This window comes from Planctomycetaceae bacterium, assembly GCA_041398785.1.
GTDB lineage: Bacteria > Planctomycetota > Planctomycetia > Planctomycetales > Planctomycetaceae > JAWKUA01.
In genome coordinates this window covers 30,746-55,070 of the sequence record JAWKUA010000027.1, presented here as the reverse complement: position 1 = coordinate 55,070, position 24,325 = coordinate 30,746, and the positions used below count along the sequence as shown (strand labels likewise).

The 24,325-nt window shown below is 60.3% G+C and carries 15 protein-coding genes and 1 other RNA gene; 4 read left to right on the top strand and 12 right to left on the bottom strand.

What is annotated here, in order from left to right; genetic code table 11:
* Positions 1-278: 278 nt before the first annotated feature.
* Together R3C19_23600 and R3C19_23595 are read right to left on the bottom strand one after the other, a co-directional pair.
* Complete coding sequence (locus R3C19_23600; protein MEZ6063343.1) at positions 279-2,021, bottom strand: hypothetical protein; 1,743 nt, start codon at positions 2,019-2,021, stop codon at positions 279-281.
* Positions 2,022-2,195: 174 nt separating this feature from the next.
* Positions 2,196-2,405, bottom strand: a complete 210-nt coding sequence (locus R3C19_23595) for a hypothetical protein (protein MEZ6063342.1) — start codon at positions 2,403-2,405, stop codon at positions 2,196-2,198.
* A 77-nt stretch (positions 2,406-2,482) separates the two neighbouring features.
* On the opposite strand from R3C19_23595, the gene rnpB reads away from it, so the two are divergent.
* An RNA gene (gene rnpB / locus R3C19_23590) (RNase P RNA component class A) lies at positions 2,483-2,927 on the top strand.
* Between the two features lie 140 nt (positions 2,928-3,067).
* Here the strand turns inward: rnpB and R3C19_23585 are convergent.
* The 4 genes from R3C19_23585 to R3C19_23570 are packed head-to-tail and all read right to left on the bottom strand — an operon-like array spanning position 3,068 to position 6,295.
* Complete coding sequence (locus R3C19_23585; GenBank protein MEZ6063341.1) at positions 3,068-3,538, bottom strand: YkgJ family cysteine cluster protein; 471 nt, start codon at positions 3,536-3,538, stop codon at positions 3,068-3,070.
* A gap of 54 nt (positions 3,539-3,592) precedes the next feature.
* Positions 3,593-4,138, bottom strand: a complete 546-nt coding sequence (locus tag R3C19_23580; protein MEZ6063340.1) for a type 1 glutamine amidotransferase domain-containing protein — start codon at positions 4,136-4,138, stop codon at positions 3,593-3,595.
* Positions 4,135-5,133, bottom strand: a complete 999-nt coding sequence (locus tag R3C19_23575; GenBank protein ID MEZ6063339.1) for a trypsin-like peptidase domain-containing protein — start codon at positions 5,131-5,133, stop codon at positions 4,135-4,137. The genes R3C19_23580 and R3C19_23575 overlap by 4 nt, the downstream gene beginning before the upstream one ends.
* 1 nt (position 5,134) lies before the next feature.
* Positions 5,135-6,295 (bottom strand): hypothetical protein, encoded by a 1,161-nt coding sequence (locus R3C19_23570; protein ID MEZ6063338.1) that lies wholly within the window; start codon positions 6,293-6,295, stop codon positions 5,135-5,137.
* Between the two features lie 203 nt (positions 6,296-6,498).
* On the opposite strand from R3C19_23570, the gene dcd reads away from it, so the two are divergent.
* The 3 genes from dcd to R3C19_23555 all read left to right on the top strand — a co-directional run bounded on the left by dcd (position 6,499) and on the right by R3C19_23555 (position 10,899).
* On the top strand, positions 6,499-7,218 hold the full coding sequence (dcd, locus tag R3C19_23565; protein ID MEZ6063337.1) for a dCTP deaminase: 720 nt from the start codon (positions 6,499-6,501) through the stop codon (positions 7,216-7,218).
* A gap of 361 nt (positions 7,219-7,579) precedes the next feature.
* A complete protein-coding gene (tssH, locus tag R3C19_23560) occupies positions 7,580-10,345 on the top strand; it encodes a type VI secretion system ATPase TssH (protein ID MEZ6063336.1) in 2,766 nt (921 codons plus the stop codon).
* A gap of 230 nt (positions 10,346-10,575) precedes the next feature.
* A complete protein-coding gene (locus tag R3C19_23555; protein ID MEZ6063335.1) occupies positions 10,576-10,899 on the top strand; it encodes a DUF6793 family protein in 324 nt (107 codons plus the stop codon).
* A gap of 131 nt (positions 10,900-11,030) precedes the next feature.
* Here the strand turns inward: R3C19_23555 and R3C19_23550 are convergent, their stop codons facing one another.
* The 6 genes from R3C19_23550 to R3C19_23525 form a co-directional block, all read right to left on the bottom strand.
* A complete protein-coding gene (locus tag R3C19_23550; protein ID MEZ6063334.1) occupies positions 11,031-11,990 on the bottom strand; it encodes a hypothetical protein in 960 nt (319 codons plus the stop codon).
* A 201-nt stretch (positions 11,991-12,191) separates the two neighbouring features.
* The gene (locus R3C19_23545) at positions 12,192-13,694 is read right to left on the bottom strand and encodes a hypothetical protein (GenBank protein ID MEZ6063333.1); all 1,503 of its coding nucleotides are present in this window, start codon (positions 13,692-13,694) and stop codon (positions 12,192-12,194) included.
* Positions 13,684-14,361 (bottom strand): hypothetical protein, encoded by a 678-nt coding sequence (locus R3C19_23540; protein MEZ6063332.1) that lies wholly within the window; start codon positions 14,359-14,361, stop codon positions 13,684-13,686. The genes R3C19_23545 and R3C19_23540 overlap by 11 nt, the downstream gene beginning before the upstream one ends.
* 166 nt (positions 14,362-14,527) lie before the next feature.
* The gene (locus R3C19_23535; protein ID MEZ6063331.1) at positions 14,528-20,065 is read right to left on the bottom strand and encodes an SUMF1/EgtB/PvdO family nonheme iron enzyme; all 5,538 of its coding nucleotides are present in this window, start codon (positions 20,063-20,065) and stop codon (positions 14,528-14,530) included.
* A gap of 128 nt (positions 20,066-20,193) precedes the next feature.
* Positions 20,194-21,855: an amidase gene (locus R3C19_23530; GenBank protein MEZ6063330.1), complete on the bottom strand. Its 1,662-nt coding sequence runs from the start codon at positions 21,853-21,855 to the stop codon at positions 20,194-20,196.
* A 68-nt stretch (positions 21,856-21,923) separates the two neighbouring features.
* Positions 21,924-24,017, bottom strand: a complete 2,094-nt coding sequence (locus tag R3C19_23525) for a thioredoxin domain-containing protein (protein MEZ6063329.1) — start codon at positions 24,015-24,017, stop codon at positions 21,924-21,926.
* Positions 24,018-24,325 lie beyond the last annotated feature (308 nt).

The following is a 24,325-nucleotide window of genomic DNA, read 5'->3' as shown; positions in this document are numbered from 1 at the left end:
TCGTTCAAACACCAGCGGGCGCGCGGCACGCCGATAGGATACTGGCCTGCTGTCACGAAGGACTGCCCGTTTGCCGCGGTCGGGCACCGCAGGGCCTGACACGCCGGAAGGGCTTCGCGCTGATCCGGCGTTACCGGATTCGGCTCTGTGCGAAATTCCCGCAGCGGTTCTGACGGCGGAACGCGCTGCGGAGAACGTCACTACCTGTCGGTGACGAATGGCCCGAAAACGCAGGCGGCGGAAAATTTCGCGCCGCCGCGATGGACCGATCAGGCTGGTCAGCGTTTCAGCGAGAAGCCTTCCATGTAGACCCCGTTTTCGTCACCGACCCAGTATCCGCCGGTCGGCTGGATGTACTTGCTGACGACATCGAAATCCGGCAGCGTTGTGAAATCGATTCGTTCGAAGATCTCATCCATACCGGGGAAGTAGTGTCCACCCTGACCGCTCTTCAAAGCGTTGTACAGCGAACGATACTGTTCGGCGGGTCGGGAAAATGTTACGGCGACCGCGTCCGACGGGAAATGCGAGGCCACCTTCTTGAATTCATCGGTTTCCGAAAGCGGCCGCACGTCGCTGTCGTTGCGAAGTACCTGATCCAGCAGTGCTTCTCCGATGCCGATCAGCAGTCTTCCATGAGCGACAGTGAACCCGACTCCACCGCCGTCGGGAGTCGCGATTTCGTACAATGTGAAGCCGCGGAACTCGCGCTTGGTGCCCGGAAAACCAGGCTCGTCCGTCACGCGTGTCAGCAGATCGGACATCTTGCCTTCGTCGCGAACTCCGATCGCAAACAGCATCTGGTCCGTGCCGAAATCGTCACTCGCGCGGGGAGCAGTCACGAACTGCAGTTCTCCGCTAAGCTGGTCGATGATGTCGTTCTTGATGTGGATGCCGGGACCTGATCGGGAAAGCTGGTCGACCATGCCGGCCAGCGCGCCGGCTCCCTGAAACATGTCCACCAGCGACTCAACAGCGTCGTAGGCATCGCCCACTTTCCAGTTCAGCGCCAGATACGCGGTGGCGTCCTGCTTCACCCACTCCGGCGGAGTCTGGGACGCATGATCCAGCATAAACAGCCGCATCAGACCCATCGGCGGCTGGTCCGCAAAAATGATTGATCGGGAAACCCATTCGAAGTCGCTGTCTCCGGTGGTTGAGACTCCGCCAAGTCCCTTCAACTGAGTCAGGCCCAGCGTCGGCAGGAATCCCATCGCCATCCCGGCTCCCATCCCGGCTTCTCCGAGTGATCCGGTCTGGACAAGTTTTGTGAACAGTCCAACGGGATCGAAATAGAACTTCGACATTGCGGAGTTGCCGCTGGGGAGGCAGCGGCTGAGCATGTAGCTGTAGATTTCGTTGCTCGTCAGGGAATCCGAGGCATCGCCGTTCCAGTTCGTCAGCACGGTTTCCAGAAGCGCTTTGCTGTTGGATGCCACCAGCCGTTCGTCTTTCAGGAACCAGCCGAATTCCGTTGCCAGTGGTGTTGGCGCGCGGCCGTCCCACTGGACATTGAACATCGTGATCGGAGTGCCGTCGAATTCCGTGTCGGACTGGGACAGCCGGCGCTGAGCACTGAGTGCGGCAACGGCCCTGTCGAGCAGTCCCTGGATCACGTCTTCGCTGCTGCCATAATCCAGAATCAGGACGGCTCCCATGCGATTTCCGGTGCCGGAAAACGCCAGGGACATTTCACCGGACGGGATCGCCATCAGCTCTTCGGCCGTCACACCGAGTGCTTCCTGCACCTGGGCCAGGCCTTCCTGGATTTCTGAATCAAACGCGTTGAAGACTTCGGCCTTGAAGTCGGCCATTTCCTCGTCGTGCCACAACTGCCCCATTGACGAATCATTCCACTGCTGTTTCAGCTCGGTAATGTTCGGCAGCGACATGTACAGATAGGTGTCTTTGGGCAAAATCTGGTCGCTGAGAACCTTGTCAGCCGCATTGGCCGCATGCGGCAATCCCGCCAGCAATACGGTCAGCGGGAGCGCCAGGTGAGTGAATCGGGCCAGCGTCATGGGAAGTCCTTTTGGTTCAGGATTGGGACAACGCCGAGGACTTGAAAGTCTCAGCGAAAGCGTTTGAGTTCTGCGAAACCGCAAACGGCAGACGCGTCAGCTGCCGTTCATGAAGGCGGAGCGATTGTCGTTCAGCGATCCACAACCGGTCAAGCATCCGGCGCGGATGTTGCGTCATGTTGTCGACGAATATCGTTCTTCGACGCGTGATTCGGTATCGGCAAAGCGCAATTCCGCCGCACAGAGTTCTGTTTCGCCGCCTCGCTGCAATTCCTGGCCGCGAATTTCGGATTCCACGGAATTCCATGCGACCGAAGCCGGTTCCTCGGCGACTCCCGGTACCGCCGCCGGAGTCACCGACGGGCGTCGACGCGGGCTTCGCACGTCGCCGACTCGCTGCTGCCGGGAGGAACATCACGTCTCGCCGAAGCTGCGGGTTTGGCTACAATGCCGGCCTGTCCGCAGCCGGTCAGGCGTTCGCCGCGTCGGGAAACTGACGGGGAGGAAAGTCCGGGCTCCACAGGACACGATGGTGGATAACGTCCACCGTCCGCAAGGATCGGGCAAGTGCAACAGAAAGCAAACCGCCTCAGAAGTTCGCTTCGAGGTGAGGTCGCTTCGGCGGTCTCCGGGGTAAGGGTGAAACGGTGCGGTAAGAGCGCACCAGCGGTTCAGGTGACTGAGCCGGCTGGGTAAACCCCATCGGGAGCAAGGCCATGCAGAAGGGAGTGGTTTCGTTTCGGCTTGCCGTTGCGAACCCCGCGAGTCGGTTCGGTTCGTCTGACCTTCGGGTGGGCTGCTGCAGGCGCCGGGCAATCGGCGTCGTAGAGAAATGAACGCCCGCGCGGCGGCTTCCATCGGGAGCCATCGCGCCGACAAAACCCGGCTTATCGACCGGCTGCGGACAGATTTTTCGATACCTTCGGCCCTGCGTGAATCGATGACTTTCGTTCCGGCGCAGGACTGCCATCGCACCGTGACTCAAACGCAGATGGCCGCTGCGGTGCGATTCGGTCCGGAAAAGCGACAGCCCGTTGCAACAGGCGTCAGATCTGAACCTGCGCCGCGCGAGCTTCGACTTCCTCCAGGCTGAAAAACGCACCCGTGCCGGAGCCGGGACAGTACTCGCATGTCCGTTTCCACGTCTCTTCGGTGGCGATATTCGATTTCCAGAATGGCCACGTGCGGCATTGTGTCGGCCGCACCGGATACACGCGGCAGTGACGGCTGGCGGGGTCAAAGAACGTGCAGTCTCCGTTCTGGAATTCGGTCAGAGACACTCGCCCCCGCACGATTCGAGTATGAAACAGACGAATCTCGCCGGTCGGTTTGTCCAGGTAGTCGGCGATCTCCCGCAGTTCTTCATCGGTGACCCAGACAACGCCCGGAGCGCCGGTGCAGCAGTCTCCGCACTGGCTGCACGTGAATTGCAGGCCGTCGCGGTACCAGGGTTCCGGAACGGTGGCAGGCGACGAATCGGCGTCGGCGGGAATGGGAAGTTCGACGTCATCGGTCATGGCGATTGGCGATATCCTGTTGCTGATTCGAAGTTCGAAATCATCTGCGCAAAGTCATCCGGCGCCGGGATGCTGATACCAGTTCACGATCGCTCGACAGAAATCCGGAAGATCATCCGGACGGCGACTGCTGATGAAGTGCTGGTCCACGACGACGGAAGCATCCTGGTAGATTGCACCGGCATTGATGAGATCGTCCCGGATTCCCGGAGAACCGGTGACATTGATGTTGTGGTAGACTCCCGCGGAAATTGGAATCCAGCCGCCGTGGCAGATGGCGGCGACCAGCTTGCCCGCTTCGGCGAATTCACGCGTGATTCGCAGGACATCGCGGTCACGGCGCAGCCGATCCGGCATCCACCCTCCGGCGCAAATCAGGCCGTCGAAGTCTGACGTGATGACGTCCTCGATCGCTGCATCGGCGACGCACGGATAACCGTGTTTTCCGGAGTACACCATTCCGGCGGAATGGCCGGCGACCACAACGGAGGCTCCGGCTTCGATCAGCCTGAGTTTCGGATACCAGAGTTCCAGGTCTTCGTAGTCATCACCGACGAATGCCAGAAACGACCTGCCCGACAGCGGCATGGAATTATTCATGGGCCGACCGCATCTTTGGTCGCGGAGGCCGCCGGATCTGCCTTCAGAACTTCGTACGGCTGCTTCGGATTGGTGCGGCGAGGAGGATCCAGATAGTGGTAGCCGGTATTCGGGTTCGTGCGGTCGAACGCAAAGGCGTCCCGATTGTTCAGAAAGTGCTTCAGATAAGCGACGGGAATCGCGAAGCCCAGACCTTCCCCGAACGTCAGCTTCATGTTGATCACGCCGACAACTTCGCCTTTGGAATTGAATAGCGGTCCGCCGCTGTTACCGGGATTCACCTGAGCGGTTGTCTGAATGTAAACGATGCCTTCCATGTTCCGGTTTCGACTGCTGACGATCCCTTCCGACACGCTGCGTTCCAGTCCCAGCGGACTGCCGATGCCGAAGACGGTATCACCTTCCAGCAGAGAATCGTCGTCGGCGATGAATTCCGGCCGGAACTCCAGATCGTCCGGTTTGGGAATCTCCAGCAGCGCCAGATCGAAGTGCGGATTCAGCGCCAGAATCCGGACGTCACGGATCGCTCGCCGTTCAAAGTCACCGCCTTCGCCGCGATGGAAGATGGTGACTGCGATGCGAGTCTGACCTTCGACAACGTGATAATTTGTCACGCAGTAGCCCCGGTCGTTGATGATGAATCCGGAACCCAGGCCATCCGGAGTCTGCACCAGAACCACACCTTCGCCGAATCTGCTGACCAGTTCCTTGACAGTGCGTTCGGGCAGCTCCGCGGTGCGGTAGACTCCCTGGGCTTTGGCGGGTTCGGGCTGTTCGGTCGGGACTTCGGCGATACGTTCCTGAATTCGGTCGACCGGAATCCGCACTACGTCGACGCCGATGTCGATGAAGACGGCGTCGGGCTGCACTTTCAGCACCTGCCCCACCACCTTCTGTCCGGACTTCATGACGATCGTGTCCGCGTCGGCCGCCGATTGCACGGCGAAACACGGCACAACGACTGCCAACTTTAGGCACAACCACTTCTTGCGCATGTCAATTGCTCTTGTAGTCATGGTGACAGGCCTGGCAGGAATTCGCCACTTCGGTCTGAGACAGTTGAAAGTCTGAAAAGTTGTTCGAATCCGCAGCGGAGATGATCTTAGCGGAGGCGTCAATTATCTGCCGTGCATAGCCGTTGAAGTCAGTGTCGTCGGAGTAGCCGTAGCCGGAAGTCGTCACGACTTTCGTAAGAGTCCTGAGGATTTCCGCTTCATGGCGGACCATGTCCTTGTTTGCCGCCAGTGAGGATTCGTTGCCTACTTCGGTTCGCATCCGCCGGCTGGCTTCTTCCATGCGTTTCATGACCAGCCGCATCTCGGCGATGTCGGAATACATCTGTCCTTCGGGCGGCTTTTCCAGGTTCGCAGGTCGTGAGCGGTTCAGTGTGTCGGTGATCGCTGCGAACAGATCTCTGAGTCGCTTCTGATCCTTCGGTCCGGCCTGCAGAGGCGTCAGGTTCATCTGCCGTGCCAGATCGCTCAGATACGCGGCGTCTTCGACCCAGGTAACTTTATCGGGATGCTCTCTGGCGACCTCCGCCAGCACGCCCAGTGTGGCTGCCTTCGGAGGAATCATGGCCATCGACGAACGGAAGTTTCCCACCGATTGCAGCGTCGGCGTCAGGAAGTTGCGAATGTCCTTGATCTCCGCTTCCAGGACATCACGCGATATTACGGAGTCCCAGCCGTCGCCGGCCGATCCGGAATTTGCTGTGGTCGCCGGCGTCGGCGAAGTTCCCGGATTCTGACTTGTCGCATCGGGAACATCGGTCTGCGGGACGTTGCCGGAATTCGCAACCACGGGAATTGTCGCCGTCGCAGCGCCATTGACGGGAGTGGTGTCGGCAGCAATCTCGTACGGATGGACGGCAAACACATCAAACGGAATCTTCCCCAGATACTTGTTTCCGTTTTCGTCCGTCCAGACTTCGTCGCGCCGGTGACCGTCGCTGTTTTCCGTCGTTATGGCGGCTTCCGGCTGCGATTTTTCGACGGGAATGTCGTCCCCAACCGCCATTACCGCATTCATGCCGCCGGGCTCGGTCGTCGACGGAGAATCTCCACAACCGGCAATGAATCCGCAGAGCAGGATCGGCAGCGTGCGGTGCCAATGCGTGCGGTACGCGATCATCGAAAACCGGGATTCCGAATCCACTTCAACAGACCTTCATCGAGTTCCACCGGTGTGCTCGACCTTCACGCTCCGGCAGCACTCAGTTTAGGCGCGGTCGACCGACAATGCGAACGTGAAAACGATGTCCGGCCGGCGCCTCGGCTGCAGGCGAACGACCCTGATTCCCCGGTCATGGGGCGTCGTCGAAGCGACGTCTGCGCGTCGAGTTGAACTGGCTGCGGATTGTGTCTACTCTGCCCGCGTCGTGGATCCCATTCGGCGTTCCGGGTGGCTCGTCGCGAGTCGCCCGGCCACAGTCTCCGCAGGTTTCGAACTGGCAGCGCAGCATGATTCTTAGCGGCAGCGAAATCCGGGCACAGCTCGGAAGCAACATTCAGATTGATCCGTTCAACGAAGATCAACTGAATTCCAACAGCTACAACCTGCGACTGCACGACGAGCTGCTGGTTTACGAAGAAATCGTGCTGGACATGCGAAAACCCAGCCGGTTCGGCCGCCTGCAGATCCCGCCGGAAGGTCTTGTGCTGCAGCCGAACCAACTGTACCTCGGCCGCACCATCGAACACACGGAAACGCACAACTACGTCCCGATGCTGGAAGGGCGGTCTTCCATCGGACGGCTGGGATTGTTCGTCCATGTGACGGCCGGATTCGGCGATGTGGGCTTCTGTGGATACTGGACACTGGAAATGTTTGCCGTCCAGCCCGTCAGGATCTATGCCGGCGTGCAGGTCTGCCAAATCTTCTATCACAGCCTGGAAGGAGACGTGACGGAGTACAAGAGCGGCAAATATCAGAACAACACGGACATCCAGCCCAGCCTGCTGTTCCGGGAACTCGGCAACCGCGACGAGCGCCAGATGAAGCTGAACTTCAACGGCAGCCGGCCGGACGCGGTCATCGACGAACATACCGCCGACGAACTGGTCCGAGCTGAATCATGAAACGGCTGACGCGACGTGAATCCCGCTCGTTATTCGGCCAATCACTATCGGCTCCGTTTTTCCGCCAAACCGACGAATTGCTGGCGGCTGCTACTACCAGAAGATCGATCTATACCGCGAGCAGAGAACAATGAGGCATTCCGGCTCGCGGCAGTCAGAGTTGCGAACATCACGAATAGCATCAGTGTTCGTCGCGGCCAGCAGGATTCCGGTTTCGTGCTCCGGCGATTTCCGATCAGCACCGAACACGTCTGCAATCGTGGACACAGTTTCCATCTCCAATACCGCATCCTTCCTGTGGTGAATTGATCCGCATTCGACCGTCCCACTTTCTTCACTGTCAGACAGAAATTCATCGCCTATGTCTTCGGTCAACCTCAAATCGCTGATCAGCAAGCTCAACGACACCTGCACGCGGTCGCTTGAAGGAGCCGCCGGGCTGTGTCTGTCACGCAGCAACTACAACGTGGAAGTGGAGCACTGGCTGCTGAAACTGCTGGAAGGCTCGAACACCGACGTTCACGCAATTCTGAAAGCGTTCAGCATCGATGCGTCCCGAATGATCGGTGATGTCACGAAGGCGATCGACAAACTCAAGACCGGCAATTCCAGCCAGCCTCTGCTGTCGCAACACACCGTCGATCTGGCGCGCGAGGCGTGGGTGCTGGGTTCGATCGACTATTCGGCCGGAAAGACGCGGTCCGGCCATTTGATTCTGGCCTTGCTGAACGATCGTTCGCTGTCCCAGATCGCTCAGGGCATCTCGCGTGAGTTCGCAAAGATCTCCGCCGAATCGCTGGCGAAGGATCTGATGGCCATCGTTGCGGACACGGCCGAAGCCGGGACCGACGTCATGATGACCGCCTCCGGATCTGCACCGGGCGGCAAGCCGGGAGGCGGCCCGACTCAGACTCCGTCGCTGGACCAGTACACGATCGACCTGACGGAGCGAGCGCGAGCCGGCAAGATCGATCCGGTCCTGGGCCGCGATCAGGAGATTCGCCAGATCATCGATATTCTGACACGGCGGCGCCAGAACAACCCGATTCTCACGGGAGAAGCAGGCGTCGGAAAAACAGCGGTCGTCGAAGGATTCGCGCTGCGGATTGTTCAGGGCGATGTCCCGCCGTCACTGAAGACCGTGTCAGTCAAGACGCTGGACCTGAGCCTGCTGCAGGCCGGAGCCGGCGTGAAGGGGGAATTCGAAAACCGGCTGAAGTCGGTCATCAACGAAGTCAACAAGTCGGTCACTCCCATCATTCTGTTCATCGATGAAGCCCACACGCTGATCGGAGCAGGCGGTTCCGCCGGCCAGGGCGACGCCGCCAACCTGCTGAAGCCGGCTCTCGCCCGCGGCGAACTGCGAACCGTCGCCGCGACGACCTGGGCCGAATACAAGAAGTACTTCGAACGCGACGCGGCTTTGGCTCGACGATTCCAGGTTGTCAAAGTCGAAGAACCGGACGAGGAAAAAGCGATTTCCATGATGCGCGGCCTTGTCGATACGCTGCAGGCTCATCACAAGATCGAGATCCTGAACGAAGCCGTTGAAGATTCGGTCCGTTTGTCGAACCGGTATATCTCCGGGCGGCAACTGCCCGACAAGTCTGTCAGTCTGCTGGACACAGCGTGTGCCCGCGTCGCCATCGGACACGCGGCAATTCCGTCCGCGATCGAAGATGCTCGCCGCACAATCGATCAGACTAACACGGCCATCGGAGTCCTGGAGCGCGAATCCGCAACCGGAGCCGATCATCAGGAAAGACTGCAGAAGCTTCAGCAGACCAAGTCGGACACGCAGCAGCGTTACGACGAACTGATGGAACGCTGGAAGCAGGAAAAGGAACTTGTCGGACAGATCCGGGCAGTTCGTGAAAAACTTTCCGGCCAGGCGGTTCCGAAGCACGAAGAACCGGCGGCCGGAAAACCGGAAGGCACCGCGCCGGCTGCTTCCGAAAAGCCCGCCAGCGGCAACGGCGAAACGGCCAGCGCGGCTGCGGCCCTGACTGGCGGAGCCGCTCTGACCGACGAAGATCGCCAGAAGCTGCTTGCCGAACTTTCGGAACTGACGTCGAAGCTGTCTGAAATCCAGGGCGAAGAACCGCTGATGCAGGCCTGCGTCGACGGTCAGGCCGTGGCGGAAGTTGTTGCGGCATGGACCGGTATTCCCGTCGGCCGAATGGTCAGCGACGAAATCAACACGATTCTACATCTGAAGGAATGCATGGAAGAAAAGGTCGTCGGCCAGTCACACGGTCTCGACGCAATCGCTCAGCGTGTCCGCACGTCGCGAGCCAACCTGACCGATCCCAGTCGTCCCATCGGCGTCTTCTTTCTGGTCGGCCCCAGCGGCGTCGGCAAGACGGAAACCGCCATCACCGTCGCGGAACTGCTGTACGGCGGTGAACAGAACATGACCGTTCTGAACATGAGTGAGTTTAAGGAAGAACACAAGGTCTCACTGCTGATGGGATCACCTCCCGGATACGTCGGCTACGGCGAAGGCGGTGTGCTGACGGAAGCCGTTCGCCGCAAGCCCTACAGCGTGGTGCTGCTGGACGAAATGGAAAAGGCTCACCCCGGTGTCCAGGACATCTTCTATCAGGTCTTTGACAAGGGACACATGAAGGACGGCGAAGGCCGTGACATCGACTTCAAGAACACCGTGATCATCATGACTTCCAATGCCGGCACGGATGCCATCATGAAGCTGTGCGCCGATCCGGAAACAATGCCCGACGCGGAATCTCTGGCGGCCGCTCTGCATCCGGAACTTCTGAAGACCTTCAAACCGGCGTTTCTGGGGCGGATCACGGTGGTGCCGTACTTCCCGCTCAGCGACGAAGTGATGCGGCAGATCGCGATTTTGAAACTGGGAAAGATCGCCCGCCGCGTTCACGAACACTACGACGCTTCGTTCACCTGGTCCGACGCGGTGCTCGACCACATCGTCAGCCGCTGCACGGAAGTGGACAGCGGCGCCAGAAATGTCGACCGTATCCTGACAGGCACCCTGCTGCCTCAGATGTCCGCGGAATTCCTGTCACGCATGGCAACAGGAGACAGCATCCGCGGCGCGGCGGTTGATGTCGGCGAGGACGGCGGGTTTCAGTTTCTGCTTAGTTGAGCCCCGGCTGGCGTCCTGACGTCTGAATCGCGGACGGACCTTTCTGCCATCGGCCGATGCGTTACTGCGGTAAGACTCTGCGCTATCAAAATCCGCCGCTGCGCAGAAACAATCCGAATGGCTGCGTTTCCCGCCAGGCTTTCAACAGGTATAGTGCCGTCCGAAAACTCGGGTGTCGTGCAGCGTTTGACGACCCCGCAGACTGGACCCCGTATGAAGGAATCACGCCCATGGCTCTTTACGAGATCGAAACGGAATCGCACATCATGATCGGATGGGCCAACAGTCCGGAACAGGCCGAGGAACTTGCCGGCAAATACTATCCCAGTGAGGAAATTACGCGGATCACCAGAAGACCTCGCGACCTGTGGGTCATCAGCAAAAGGCTGCTGGGACTCGAAGGAAAGTCCGACCCCTGCGACGTGGCTCGCGACTGTCTGAATCGCGCCTCCGGCGACAAGTTGCACGCCATTCGGTTGTACATGCTGGACACCGGCGCTGACCTGCACGAAGCTCAAAAGACGATTGAAGCCAACATGACAATCGGCTGGTGATCGGTCGAAACAACGAATCGTCAGTGCATTCGGCCGCGCTGTCTGCTGTGCGCGCGTGCTGCCCGGCGTGTTATTTCCCGCGGTGACGATGCCGATGCTGTCGCGCCCGCTGCCGATGACGGGAAATCCCGTTAAGACGGTCGCAGTATCGCCGTCTGATTTCGGTGTTCCTCAAGTTCGTACGGTTGTTGTACCGCAAAGTCTTCCACGGCCCGGACCAGCCCTGCCAGCCACGCCGCGCCTTGTACGAAGTCGTCCACAACGATGTTCGCGTTTGGGAACAATCGTCCGCAGAGTCTCAGTTCTGTAGCGACGCTTAGAAAGTCGTGGGCGCCGTCCAGCAGGATCAGGTTCGGCTGCAATCCGTGTCGCGCCACCTGATGCAGTCCGTCGATGCTGCATGTGCGCAGGGGAATCAGCCGGGAGCGATACGGCCAGCAGTTCACCAGGAACGTTTCGAACAGCCGATTCAGCACATTCTGCCGCGATCGATGTCGTTCCATCCATTCGCGGCCTGGCTGGTGTTCTTCGGAACCGAGCCACGTATCGATCGCGACGACGAAGGCTGCAGAATGGCTCAGCAGCAGTCGCGTGGAACCGCCCAGCCAGGAACCGACTTCCACAATCAGCTTCGGTCGAAGTTCATCGATCATGCGACGCAGAACTTCCGCGGTAGGCGGTGTCAGGAAGTGATCGTTTTCGTTGGCATCGATACCGCCGGGGATTGTCTGCGGCCAGGGGTACCGCTGCCTCAGCGAAGCAAGCCGCTCGTCGAAGTCCGGCAATTCCATATCCGGCACCACAGCTTCCGGCACGCGATCCACCGTTTGAAGCCGATATCCGATTTCAAACTCGCGAACCAGAGCCTCCAGAATCCGCTGGTTTTCGTCGTCTGTGGACTGATCCTGCGTCAACTGTCGGATCTGCAGCAGCAGACTTTCGCGAAGTCCGGCGCCGGCGATGCGATCATTGCGCACCAGCAGCGCGACTGTTCTGGCGGCAATGTCGGTGTCGACCAGCACCGGATGGACACGGGACACAATTCGCAGAACGCGACGGCTCTGACCGTAGGCACTGGCAATGGAAGTCATCGGCATCCTGGCACGTGTTGTTGAGCATCGGGTTCCGCGTGCGGTGAAGTCTGACGTGACAGGTTCGCTGCCTTTTCGAAGCGCTGGTCCTGGAAGAATCCCGCCCTGATCGGCAGCAACTCACAGGCGACGGAATCGGGTATTCCGCAGCGTGAACGCGGGGTCGGTGAAGCATGACTTCGTGACAAGACGAATAACATTTCAGCACGAAGTTTCGCAGTCGGTTTGCTGACATTCCGCGAATGGACCCTGGTCCCACATGTTCCCGCATGCCGGATTTGAAGGATCCCGGCCGGAAGGGCACAGCGCTGAATCGGAGTAGCGTGGAAGCCATAGCTTTCGCAGCGACCGGGCGTTTCCGTGAGCGACTCGAATCGGGGTGCCGCGGCGGCTGGTGAGTCTGCCGCTGGCGGCGACAAAAACTTCGCCCGGCAACCGGTCGTGAATGCAGTAGTTCCAGCTTTCAGAGATTTCACGCCACGCTCCGGGATTGGAGTGGCAATAGAGATTCAGCGCCGATTGGTCACCCCAGTCCGACGTGCCGGCAAGGTGTTCGGAATGCCTCAGGCGGTCGGCTGTTCGAAAATATGCCAGCATTGTTCGGGCGGTTCCGGCGGCAAAACCGCTGTTCAGGAACGGATGGGACGCCAGCAGCTCGAACGCGTTCCTGCGGGCGACCGGATGATCAATGCTCAGCGTCCACGCGGCGACGGCAGAGTTGGCAGGAAAGCCCTTTGGTTCCCGCACGGCCAGCAGACGATTCGGCGTTTGACGAACGATCTCCCAAAGCGGCTGCAGGGAGGACTGAAACACGACGTCTCCGGCATCCCAGTAGGCAACCGGTGTGTCGGGCGGCAACGCGGCTACGATCGGTTGAAAATCGCGCAGCCGGCGGATCGGGGGCAGCACGCCATTCGGCGTGTGATTGACCACACGAACGCCCGGCAGCATTTCCAGGCGACGGACTTCGGACGAATACAGGCCGTATCCCGCTACCGTAACCTGTTCGAGATTTCCACAGCCTCGCAGAGTTCGCAGAAACGGACCGCGGAACCGGTCGAAGTGTCTGCGGTTGATCGCGGCCAGAACCTGTGCGTGCGACGACGACTCAGGCGTCGGTCGCGCGACCGGCGTGGAGTATTCGAGAAGCTGGCCGTCCCGCTCATCGTCGGTCAAATGTCGAGCGAACGCAGTGGGCAGGTAGTCAATCAGAAGTCCCTGACCGCGGAGATCTTCGCTGCAGCAGCGGCACTCACAGCGCTGGTTGTCCCAGCGAAAATGAAAATAGCGAAACGCTTCGCGGCGAAACAGTGTGGCTCCCATTGTCACGTGCAGCGACGGTCCATGATCCGAACGTTGATTCCCGTAGTCTGCCGCCAGAGCCGCAAACGTCGGCCGGCTCCGCAATCCATCCAGCAGTTGACGAACGCAGTCCGGATGCAGCAGCACGTCGTCGTCGACGAACATCAGCCACGGACTTCCGCCGCAGCGACTGCCGAACTGCCGGGCTCTCGCGATTGTTTCGCAGCGATTGCTGTCCGACGGAAGCCGGTGGCCTTGCACAAGATGAACCGTCAGACGCACTGCGGTTTGATTGCAGACTGCCCGTTGCACGGAAGCGGGAACGGCTTCCCCCGGCCGGGTCAGGATCACGACATCAACATGCGGAGTCAGCGAGGCCACGGATTCGACGCTAATGGACACAAAAGCCGTCGACGCAGCCAGGCACGGAAGTCCAGCTCTCGAGCGTCATCCTTTCTGCGGGAATTCCGGGCTGCGGATTCATCATGGCGGCAGAGCCGAAGCCGGGTTTGCGGAACTGATAGTGATTCGCCGAACGATTCTCGGCCAGCGGCGGATAGTATTCCGCGCTTTCGGCAGCCGTCATACCGGCATCGACGTTCAGCAGCGATGGAGCACTTTCCCGGACGTAGGCGATTCCCAGGATCCCGGTCGGCGAATTCGGCTCCATGTCACACAGCGCTCCGATCTCGATTCCGGTCAGCCAGGTGCCGCAGGACAAGTCGACGTGACACGGATCTTTGGGAACAAACACGGCAGCGACATCGTCGGCCAGAAAACTGCGGCTGATGATGACCTGAGGAGACACCTTCTGGCACACAACGATCAGATCCTTCGGACCTTCGCAGTCGAAGACTCCCGCCGGCACTGCATTGCGGCGAATCTGAAGCTGTCCGAGTTCCGGAAACGTCAGCGGAATGGAAACTGTTCCCGCGAGTCCCATCGCCAGGATTTGTTCGCGGGACAGCGCCGCCGCGGAATTTTGCGGCTGCGTCGCGGTCGTGCGATATTGACCGCCGAAATTTCGTTTCGTGTTTGTGTCGATAGAAGTTGCCAGCCCATTGTCCATTACTGAGTTCCTCAACGTGATTGAATGCAGGCGTTCACCCTGCCGGCCCGAACGAACAGACAGTAGCATGAACGGACACCGGTCGGCCACCGTCAAGGACGATTCCCTGGCAATTGAGCCTTACTACTGATCGTGGTTGACCGCGGCGCTCCGCCAAAGGACGCCGTCACTGTGTGTTCATTGGAATTGTGCGAACCAGTCGAAACGCCAGACTTGGTTCGACGTCGATCAATGGTCCGCGATGGCGCTGAGCACTGCGGGCGTTGGAGGGAGCATAAAGGAATGCCCCGCCGCGAAGGGCGCCTTGTCCTGCCGAATGGATCCGGATCGCTTCGTTGATTTCGTCGACACGGACGCGGCCGATGTCGGTCGGATAGTCTTCACCGAAGCCCAGACACCATTCCATTGCGTTGCCATACATGTCGAACAGGCCTAGATCGTTGGGAAGCAGGCTGCCGACAGGCCATGAACGAAACGCGGAGTTGTCCGCCGTCCATGCATGGCTTGGCAGAAGTTCCGGGGAATTGCCGAAATACCGCGGCGACGCGGTGCCGGCCCGGCAGGCGAATTCCCACTCAGCTTCGGTCGGCAGACGATATCCCGTGCGCTGCAGGATGTTACTCGGCAGGATCATTCCATCGACGATGTCTTCCAGCGGCGGAAAACACATCTGATCTTCCGGAATGCCTTCCTGTTCACTCAGCCAGCGGCAATAACGCGCGGCGTCGAACCAGGTCAGCATGTTGACGGGACAGTCAGTGTCGGGTGAATACTGCGGGACGTATCCGAAGTCCTTTTGAAACCTCAGGAAGTCGCGAACCGTCAACTCATGCACAGCGATGGCGTAGTTTCGCGGAATGCGGCACCGGTGAGTGACTTCGCGGTGGTGGTCGCCTTCGACTTCGCTGCCCGGTGATCCCATCAGAAAGGTGCCCGGCTGTATCACCGGAATCATGCGCTGTCCCATGCTGGTGACCCACCAGCCGCGTTCCGTGATTTCGGAAAACGGGAACGATTCCGATTTCGGAACGATTCTGTCTGCTGCCAGCTTCCATCGTTTTGCCAGCAGCTCCGCGGCGGACAGCGGTGCTCCGGACGGATGATCCGCCACGTGGCTGCGAACGCGTTCGCAGATGCGATCAACCACGGTCGCTGAAACCTGGCTGACATCAAACTGAGCCAGAGCCAGAATTCCGCAGCAGCAGGTTCCGACGTCGGACTGTTCCAGTGAATCCACCAGAGTCGCGGGATTTGTTCCGCAGCGAGCCGCCAGGTGCGTAAACCATGCCCGCCGACGATGGCCGTGTTCCGATTCCGCCAGAGTCGGGATCAGCGAATAATCGCCCAGTTGAAGAAGTGCGATCAAAGCGAGGGCGTGACTCTTCGCCAGCCCATCGATTTCCTGTTCCGGCGTGGCTCGGCGATGCCAGACCGACGAAACAACACCCGACGCAGATCGGTCGCCCATCACGGAGACGACGACGGGATGGAAGCCTTCCGCCATCAGGTCCGCGGCGCGCTGCCGGTGATCGCGGGTGCTCAGGCCATCCAGGCGGCGCGAAACAAACGGACTTCCGTTCCACCAGACGGCAGAAAACCTGTCGTCAGGTTCGGAACGTACATCCATCTGGCACCAGCCGCTGGCGTCTCGCTGAGCGTATTCTTCGGCGCCGATATTCCATGCGTCGGAGTAAACCGGAGCCGGCCGCATCCGCCAGCGGATGGACGTGTGCAGACGCTCTCCCAGATCTCCCACTGTCAGCATATTGGTGCGAGGCGCGAAGCCGCCGTCGTTCAGGGGTTGCCAGGCTTCCTGATGACTGCGTTCCGGGACCGCGACATACATGCTGCCACCGATCACGTCGGGCGGCGGTGTCGCCCAGAGCGCGCTGAACCGAGAATCGCTGTCGGCTGCATTCCAGGCGGCCACATCAAGGGGAATCAAACCTGCCGCGATGGACTGTTCATTCATCGACCGGACCTCCGCTTCCGACAGATCGACGGCGAACTTCCATTCGCGATCGGAACCGTCAGGATCGAAGCGTTCCCAGGTGGCGGCCACCAGAAGCTGGTCCGTTGCAAGCCAGGGCCGCACCGAAATCGGTGCCAGACCGTGTTCTCGCAACTGTTCGGTGACGGCCTCAAATCGAGTCAGCGGCAGCGATGCGACGAACGCGTATTCCGCTGCGAGGACGCCTCCGGCAGCATCCAGTTCCGCGGCGCATTCGGGCAGGTCATCGGCTGCCACGAAAGTCGTCGGCGACGCGCCGGTTGCGGCTTCGTCCTGCAAATTCCGAATCTGAACCTGCAGCAATCGTACTGCCTGCAGCCGGTCTGCCTGCAGTATCGGAATCAACACCCTGAATTGTTCCGGACTGGACTGCACAACCAGTCGCGTCAGCAGAGGCAGATCGTCGCCGGCGAATTCCGACAGCACGCTGGCCGAGCGGGACTGAATCAACTGGTCGGTGTTCGTGCGAAAAATCTCCGTCAGCGGTGCGACAAGCTGTTGCCGGATGGGGGCCAGCGCCGTGACCCAGCCGTCCAGATGAAGATCGTTCTGCCGAACCAGTGCGGCGGCAAGATGCTCGGCGTGTGACGTCCAGCGCGCGTCCTGCGGCGCATCGGCGGCCAGTGCGCACGCGGCTCGAAGTCGGACGGTCGCCGACGCGCGATCGTCGTCCATCGTCTGCCACAACCGGCGACGGGTCGTGTCATCGTACGGGCTCAGCATCCGCGCAATGACGTCCAGTTCCTGCGGTTCGGCCAGCAACATGCGGCCGACCAGTGAGTCCACCTGCGCGTTGTCGTAGCTGACAAGTGCCAGCCTTGATCGCCAGCGATCGGACTCGGGACGCTGCTCGTCTTCGGCAATCTCTCGCAGTTTCGGTTCGGAGATTTCACGAAGCTCAGCCAGCGATCCGGCGATCTGTGCAACGTCTTCAAAGTCGGCGTCCAGCAGTCGGGCCACGAGGGAATCCACGCGGACCAGATGGTTAGAATGTCGACTGTGCCGAACTGCCAGGAAGCCGACCAGGATCATGGCGGCCATCAGCAGGCTGCCCGCGAACCACTGACGGACGTGATGTTTCTTTGCCGCCGACATCATCTGCGATTCAGCCGGAGTTCTGTGTCGGGGATCCGTCAGAGCCGCGATTCGAAGGAACTCAATCGAATTGGGCAGATGGCGCCGTTCGCGGCTTGTGTCCCAGATTCCGGCCAGCGCGGCCAGCCGCAGTTCGGCGCGCCCGGTGCTGGTTTCCCGTTGCTTTCTGTTCAGCCAGTCTCGAAGCGCCGACACCAGGAAGTCGTGTGTCAGTTGATAGTACTGTGCCGAAGAATTCGTACCGCTTTCGCTGACAGAACTGGCCGCGTCCGTAGGCGTGATCAGCCGCAATTCTCCGTCAAGCATTCGAATCAGCGTGGAGAAATCCTTTCGTCGCGATTCATATCCGGAGGCCAGCAGCAGTTCGTGCTGCGACTTCATGTGTCCCTTGATATCGGTTCCGATTTCCGGCAGCAGTGCCTTCAGAATATTGCGGGCCGCCTGTTCGTGAGCCTTGTGCAGCGGGTTCGCCGAGCGGGAACTGAAGGTCTCTTCCAGATACGTCACGCCGACACCGGCCGTTCCGCCGATCTGTCGAAGAGTTTCGGGAACCCACGGCTTGCTCTTCACCATTTCCGCGAACAGGGCCAGTTGAACGGAAACAACCTTGCCGTCCTGGCTGAGTCCCGCGACGGCGTCGCTGAGAAACCGCCGTTGTTCGTCGGTAACGTCGCTGTTGTGTTCCGGCAGACGGCCGAATGCCTGACCAAACTTCGTCAGGACTCGCGCAGCATGTTCCGCGTCGAACAGATCAACGGTCGCGAAGTTGCTGCCCTGCAGAATCGGGACATCCAGACTGTCCATGAACCGGGCCGCGGCCATAGCGAAGTCGTCACGGACCATGACAATGGCCTGCAACTGACCGCCGTCGCACTGACGCAGCGCGCTGACCAGTTCGGCGTCGGGATCGTCCGGATGAGCGTGCAGCCACTGTTCCAACTGATCGATGACGATCACGACCTTGTCGATCTCACGCCGCCGCAGGAATGCCAGCGTGGACGCCAGGCCGGACGAAATCGGCAGATCGGGGATGCGCTTTCGCAGTTCCCGCAGAATTCGCGTTTCGGTCCCGTCGTGTGTGGCTTCGATGTAGATCGTTGTGATTTCCGGATTCAGCCGGGGCAGCAGTCCCGCCTTCATCAGTGACGATTTACCGCAGCCGCTGGGGCCGTAGATCAGACCGACACTGAATGTCCGGTCGGCGTCCGCTTCCTCGATGCGCGACTTCCAGAAGCGAATGCTGTCCGGCAAGCCGTCGCGATCGCGCGGGCCCGGCAACAGTTCGATGAAGAAGTCGCGGTCGTCGGCGTCAAAGGACCTCAGCCCCCGCGGGACAATGCGAGCCGGTCTGCTGTCGGCCACCGGTTCACTCTGCCAGTGCTGCAGATCTTCGGAAAACTGTTCCGCCGTGGCGTAGCGGTCAGACACCTTCTTTGCGAGAGCCTTTAGGCAGATTCGTTCCAGCTCCGCCGGAACCTGCCGATTGAATGCCGACGGTGGCAGCGGTTCGGTTGTCAGCAATTGGTGCAGGATTTCGTGGTGCGTGCTGCCGGGAAAAGCCTTGCGTCCCGTCAGCATTCGATACAGAACCAGACCCAGCGAAAACACGTCGCTGCGCCCGTCCAGGCGATGCCCTTCACCTCGCGCCTGTTCGGGACTCATGTACGACGGAGTTCCGGCAACGCTTTCTTCGCGAAGATAGTCTTCTTCGCGAATGGCCAGGCCGAAGTCAGCGACGAAGCACGTCCCCGTGCTTTCTTCGACCAGCAGATTGGCCGGTTTGACATCACGATGGACCAGGTGTCTGCCGTGAGCGTGATGCAGCCCCTGCGCGGCTTCGGACAGCAGCCTGGCGGTGGTGGCGAAATCCGGCGGATCTTCTCGAATGATCTGTGCGAGCGTGCGGCCGTCGATGTACCGCGAGACGACATACAGCAAGCCGTCGTCCATGCGTCCGACGTCGTACACCGGCACGATGTTCGGATGGTTCAGCGTGGCCACGGTGCGAGCTTCGGAAAGATAAACATCAGCGTCTTCCGGCCGGCGAAACCGCTCCGGTGCCGGAACCTTGATCGCTACCTGTCGCCGCAGTTCTTCGTCGAAGCCAAGGTAGACATGGCCGAACGCACCGGCTCCCAGCAGTCGATCAACCCGGTATCGCCCCAGCAGATCGTGTCCGGTTTCCGTCAGATCCAGTTGCGTGGCCGTCAGTTGGGGAAGATCCTGGTCGACTGTCTGAGACATTCCCGACCCGGTTCCCAACAGTCGGCTTTTCAGAGCACCCCGGATTTCCGGAAACCGGCTGAGGAATTCGCCAATTTCGACAGAACCGGTTGTCGCCAGCCGCTGATCAAATTCTCCCACCGCCAGTCGGAGCTTGTCGTCTGCCTCAAATCCGGCAGCGGGCAGTCGCTTCAGGTAGTCTTCGACGTGTACCGGCGCACCCGACTTCCAGCGTTGCCGCTGATCCGTCAGCAGGATCTGCAAGCGGCTCTTCGTATCAGCTTCCGGATGGCGATCCAGGAATTCGAACACATCAGGCGCCGAGTCCGTGACGTTCCACAGAGCTTCAAATTGTTCAGCCAGCGACACAGCCATGCAGAAACCCAGTTGTCCGATTACGGGATTCCACCCATGCTAATGCCGCAGCGTTTCGAGGGAAACCAAATGCATCCCGCGGCGCCGGCATTGCCGATTTCCCGGTGGGCGTGAACGCTCGAACGGTGTCATTCGCAGGGATGCTGTGACGTCATCCCGACTTCGCGTTCGACGATTGAGCCGACGGCCAGCAGCGTGGCTTCGTCGTACAGCCGACCGGTCAGAGTTCCGCATTCCGGTTGCGGATGTTCGGAGTTCTGTGTCACCGTCGGAAAGACAAGTGTCGGATGGCCGGTCAGATTACAAATCCCCAGATCACTGCCGCCGACGTACAGGTCAACCTGTTCGAAGACCTGCGTCATTTGCATCATCAGCAGCGTGCGAGCCCGCGCGGCGCGCAGGTAGTCGACGCCGGAAACAAAGTGCATTTTTCGAAAGATGTCGGGCCAGCGATTCAGGCCGTCGGTGTCGCCTGCCGCCAGCAGATCGTGGAACACAGCCGCCGCTTCGACGTCACCCATGATGGCGATCGAATATTCCGACACGTCGCGGGGCAGCGTGACGGGGACGATGCGGGCTCCGGCATTCGTCAGCACGTCCAGAATCTTCGCGTCGGCGGGTGACGGATTCTCACCATCTGCCCTGCCGATGCGCAGCGACGTCAGGTCGACGGACATCGGCCAGTCAAACCACCGCTGGACGGACGTGGGATCGTCGACGTCGGCTCCGTGAATTGCGGCCAACGCGATGCCGCAATCATCGACACTGCGGGCGATCGGTCCCAGCTTGTCCATCGTCCATGACAGCGACATGCACCCGGCTCGACTGACGCGCCCGAACGTTGGCCGCAGTCCGGCAACTCCGCAGCGTTTGCACGGAGACACGATGCTGCCCAGTGTTTCGCTTCCGATCGCCAGAGGAACAAGTCCCGCCGCAACGGCTGCCGCGGAACCCGCTGATGAACCGCTCGAACCCTGTTCCGGATTCCACGGGTTGCGAGTCTTTCCGCCGTACCAATCGTCGCCCATCGCGAGTGCTCCCAGCGACAGCTTGGCGACCAGCACGGCACCCGCGTCGTCCAGCCTTCGCGCGACGGCGGCCGTGCCGGGAAGCTCGCGATCACGAAACTGCGGAGCTCCCCAGGTTGTCGGATATCCCGGCACCGAAATCAGATCCTTCGCGCCCCACGGAATGCCGTGCAGCAGCCCGCGATCGACGCCGCGGCGGAGTTCATCGTCCGCACGACGAGCCTGCTCGAGCGCCAGTTCCGGTGTCAGCGTCACGACACACTTCAGCGTCGGATCGTGTTCCGCCAGTCGCGCGAGACACAGTTCCGTCATTTCCACGGACGTTGTCTGCCCGCTTCGCAGCATTCGCGCCAGCGACCGAATCGATCGAAACGGAAGTCCGTCCGGTTCGGCGGGATTGGGTTCGTCATCGACCGCTGCCGTCAGCCAGTCAGGTTTCATCAAAGAGCGTGCCGCCGCCGTGCCGTCGCCGATTTCCGGGTCGAATCGGAACGCCGGAAGCGTGTCGCTGGTGATGTTTGCACTCTGCAGATCGCGGCGCTGTTTGAGGACTCGCTCCATCGCGTCCGCCACGCGTGTTCGTTCGTCGTCGGTCAGTTCGATGTCCGCAACCCATTCCGCATTGCGAATGCTGTCAGCAGTGATCTGTGAACCTTCTGCCACCTGAACCGCCAAAGCACGCTGGAACGCGGCGGACGAGATTCCTGCGGCTGCGATTGCCGACATCATCTGCCGACGGTTGCCATCGAAGGGTGTTGCCACGGAATCGTTGCCTTAACAGGGGTCGGTTTCATCGCAAGCCGCATTTCGCGACGCGCACAACGCGAACGTCAGCCGCGAATGGATTCGGGCAGCGGAAGGATGCCGTCCAGCACGCGTCGAACATCGTCCGCCGCGTTGACTGGTTCTCGGCATCTTCCTCGCTGACACACCCAGATCGTTTCCCTTGACGGGTCAGCGTCGCGTCCTTCAAACAGCGGATCAAGCAGCGCTGACCGAAGTGCCGGACTGTCGCGGTGCCGCGCTGTTCGAACCGCCAGCATCAATCCGGGAGCAAACCGCCGACGAAGAAAACTCACGGTCTGCGATTCCTGCCAGTTGTCACCCGGAAGCTGGATAACGACCTCCGGCATCGGTCCGATCGCGTGGTCGACGGCGATCAGTGACTGCCCTCCGGACATCGGCGATTTCCGCAATTGACTGTCCAGCATTTTCAGAGTCGATTCCGCCGCGTCCCGGTACTGACTTCGTCCGGTCAGAACAGACAGCTTCAGAAGGGCCGTGGCGGCCATCGAGTTCGCCGAAGGAGTCGCTCCGTCCTGACTGTCCCTGATGCGCGTGATCGGCGTCGACTGCGTTTCCGCCGTATAGAAAAATCCGCCGCTGGATTCGTCAAAGAAGTCGGCCAGCAGCAGATCGGCCAGTTCCGCCCCCTGATCGATACGGCTTTCGTCGAACGTCGCCTGATAAAGTTCAACAAGACCATCGATCAGACAAGCGTAGTCGTCCGCGAACGCGCGAATGGACGGGCGACCGTGGCGAGCGGTATGGAATAGCCGGCCATCATCGGCCCGCAGATTCTGAAGGATGTCGTCCGCCGCTCGCCCGGCCGCCTTCCAATACCTGGGTTCGCCCAGAACGCGCGATGCCAGCGACATGCCGCTGATCATCATGCCGTTCCAGGCCGTGATGATCTTGTCGTCTGTCCCCGGCGCTGTTCGCTGTTTTCGTACGTCAAACAACCGTTGTTTCAGCGGCGCAAGCGCCTGCACGAGTTCTTCGCGAGTCATCCGAAAATCGTCCGCCACGTCTTTCAGCGGTCGTGGCCGATTCAGGATGTTGCTGCCTTCCCAGTTGCCCGCTTGAGTGACGTCGTACGCGGCCGCGAACAGTTTCGCATCGGCAATGCCGAGGACTTCGGTGACTTCAGCCAGCGACCAGACAAAGAAGCGGCCTTCTTCACCTTCGCTGTCGGCGTCCTGAGTACTGCAGAAGCTGCCGCTGTCGAGCGTCATTTCACGAAGCACATAGTCCAGGGTCTCCGTGAGCACTCGTTCGTGCTCCGGCGACCCGGTGATCTGCAGCAGTTCCGCATACGCGGACGTCAGCAGTGCGTTGTCATACAGCATCTTTTCGAAGTGCGGCACCAGCCACCGCGCGTCCGTTGAATATCGGTGGAAACCTCCGCCCAGATGGTCGTAAATGCCGCCGGCCGCCATTCGGTCACAAGTGAATCGGGATACTTGCAGAGCCTCAGAATTCTGAAACCGAACCCACAGGCGCAGCAGCAGTCGCAGGTCCATCGCGTGAGGAAACTTGGGCGCTCCGCCGAAGCCACCAAAACGCGCATCCGCCGCCTGCAGCAAGTCGGACATCGCGGCGGAAAGAAGTTTGTCGTCCGGTTCACCGGGCCGGCCCGCGGGCACGCTCATTTGAATAACAGCGGCGGCCAGTTGCCGGGAATTGTCTTCGATGTCGTCGCGCCGCTGCCTCCAGGCCGCACCGATTTTCGACACGATCTGACGGAATCCCGGCATTCCCATACGAGCGTCCGGAGGCCAATAGGTTCCGCCGAAGAACGGTTTTAGTTCCGGAGTCAGAAACACGGACATCGGCCAGCCGCCGCGTCCCGTCAGGGCCATTACGGAACTCATGTAGATCTGATCCAGATCCGGCCGTTCTTCACGGTCAACTTTGATGTTGACGAATGTTTCATTCATCAGCCGGGCGATGTCCGCGTTGTCGAAGCTTTCGTGTTCCATCACATGGCACCAGTGACAGGCGCTGTAGCCGATACTGAGAAAGATGGGACAATCGCGTTCCCGCGCGGTCTGAAACGCGTCGTCGCCCCAGGGATACCAGTCGACCGGGTTGGACGCGTGCTGCAGCAGATACGGGCTGGTCTCGTGAGCCAGGCGGTTCATGGTGTAAGTTTCGTACTTCGTTCCGGGCTGTCAGGATGTTCGCGCGGTGGGCACCAGCGCTCGATCGAATACAACATGCTACGCCGAACCGCGCCTCCAGGCGAACGCTCGGCGGCGTCAGCAGGCTGACGTTCGGCCCCCGCAGAACTCCCCGCAACGCGGGACTCGTAGCTGTGCGCGTCCGCGTGCCATGGGCGGTGCTGGTGCAAGAACCCCTCCCGGCCGAAGGCAAAAGGGAGGGGTCGAACGAGCGAAGCGACGTTCGGGGGAGGGGACGTTCGCGCGTTGATCGCGCTGCGATGTCGGAA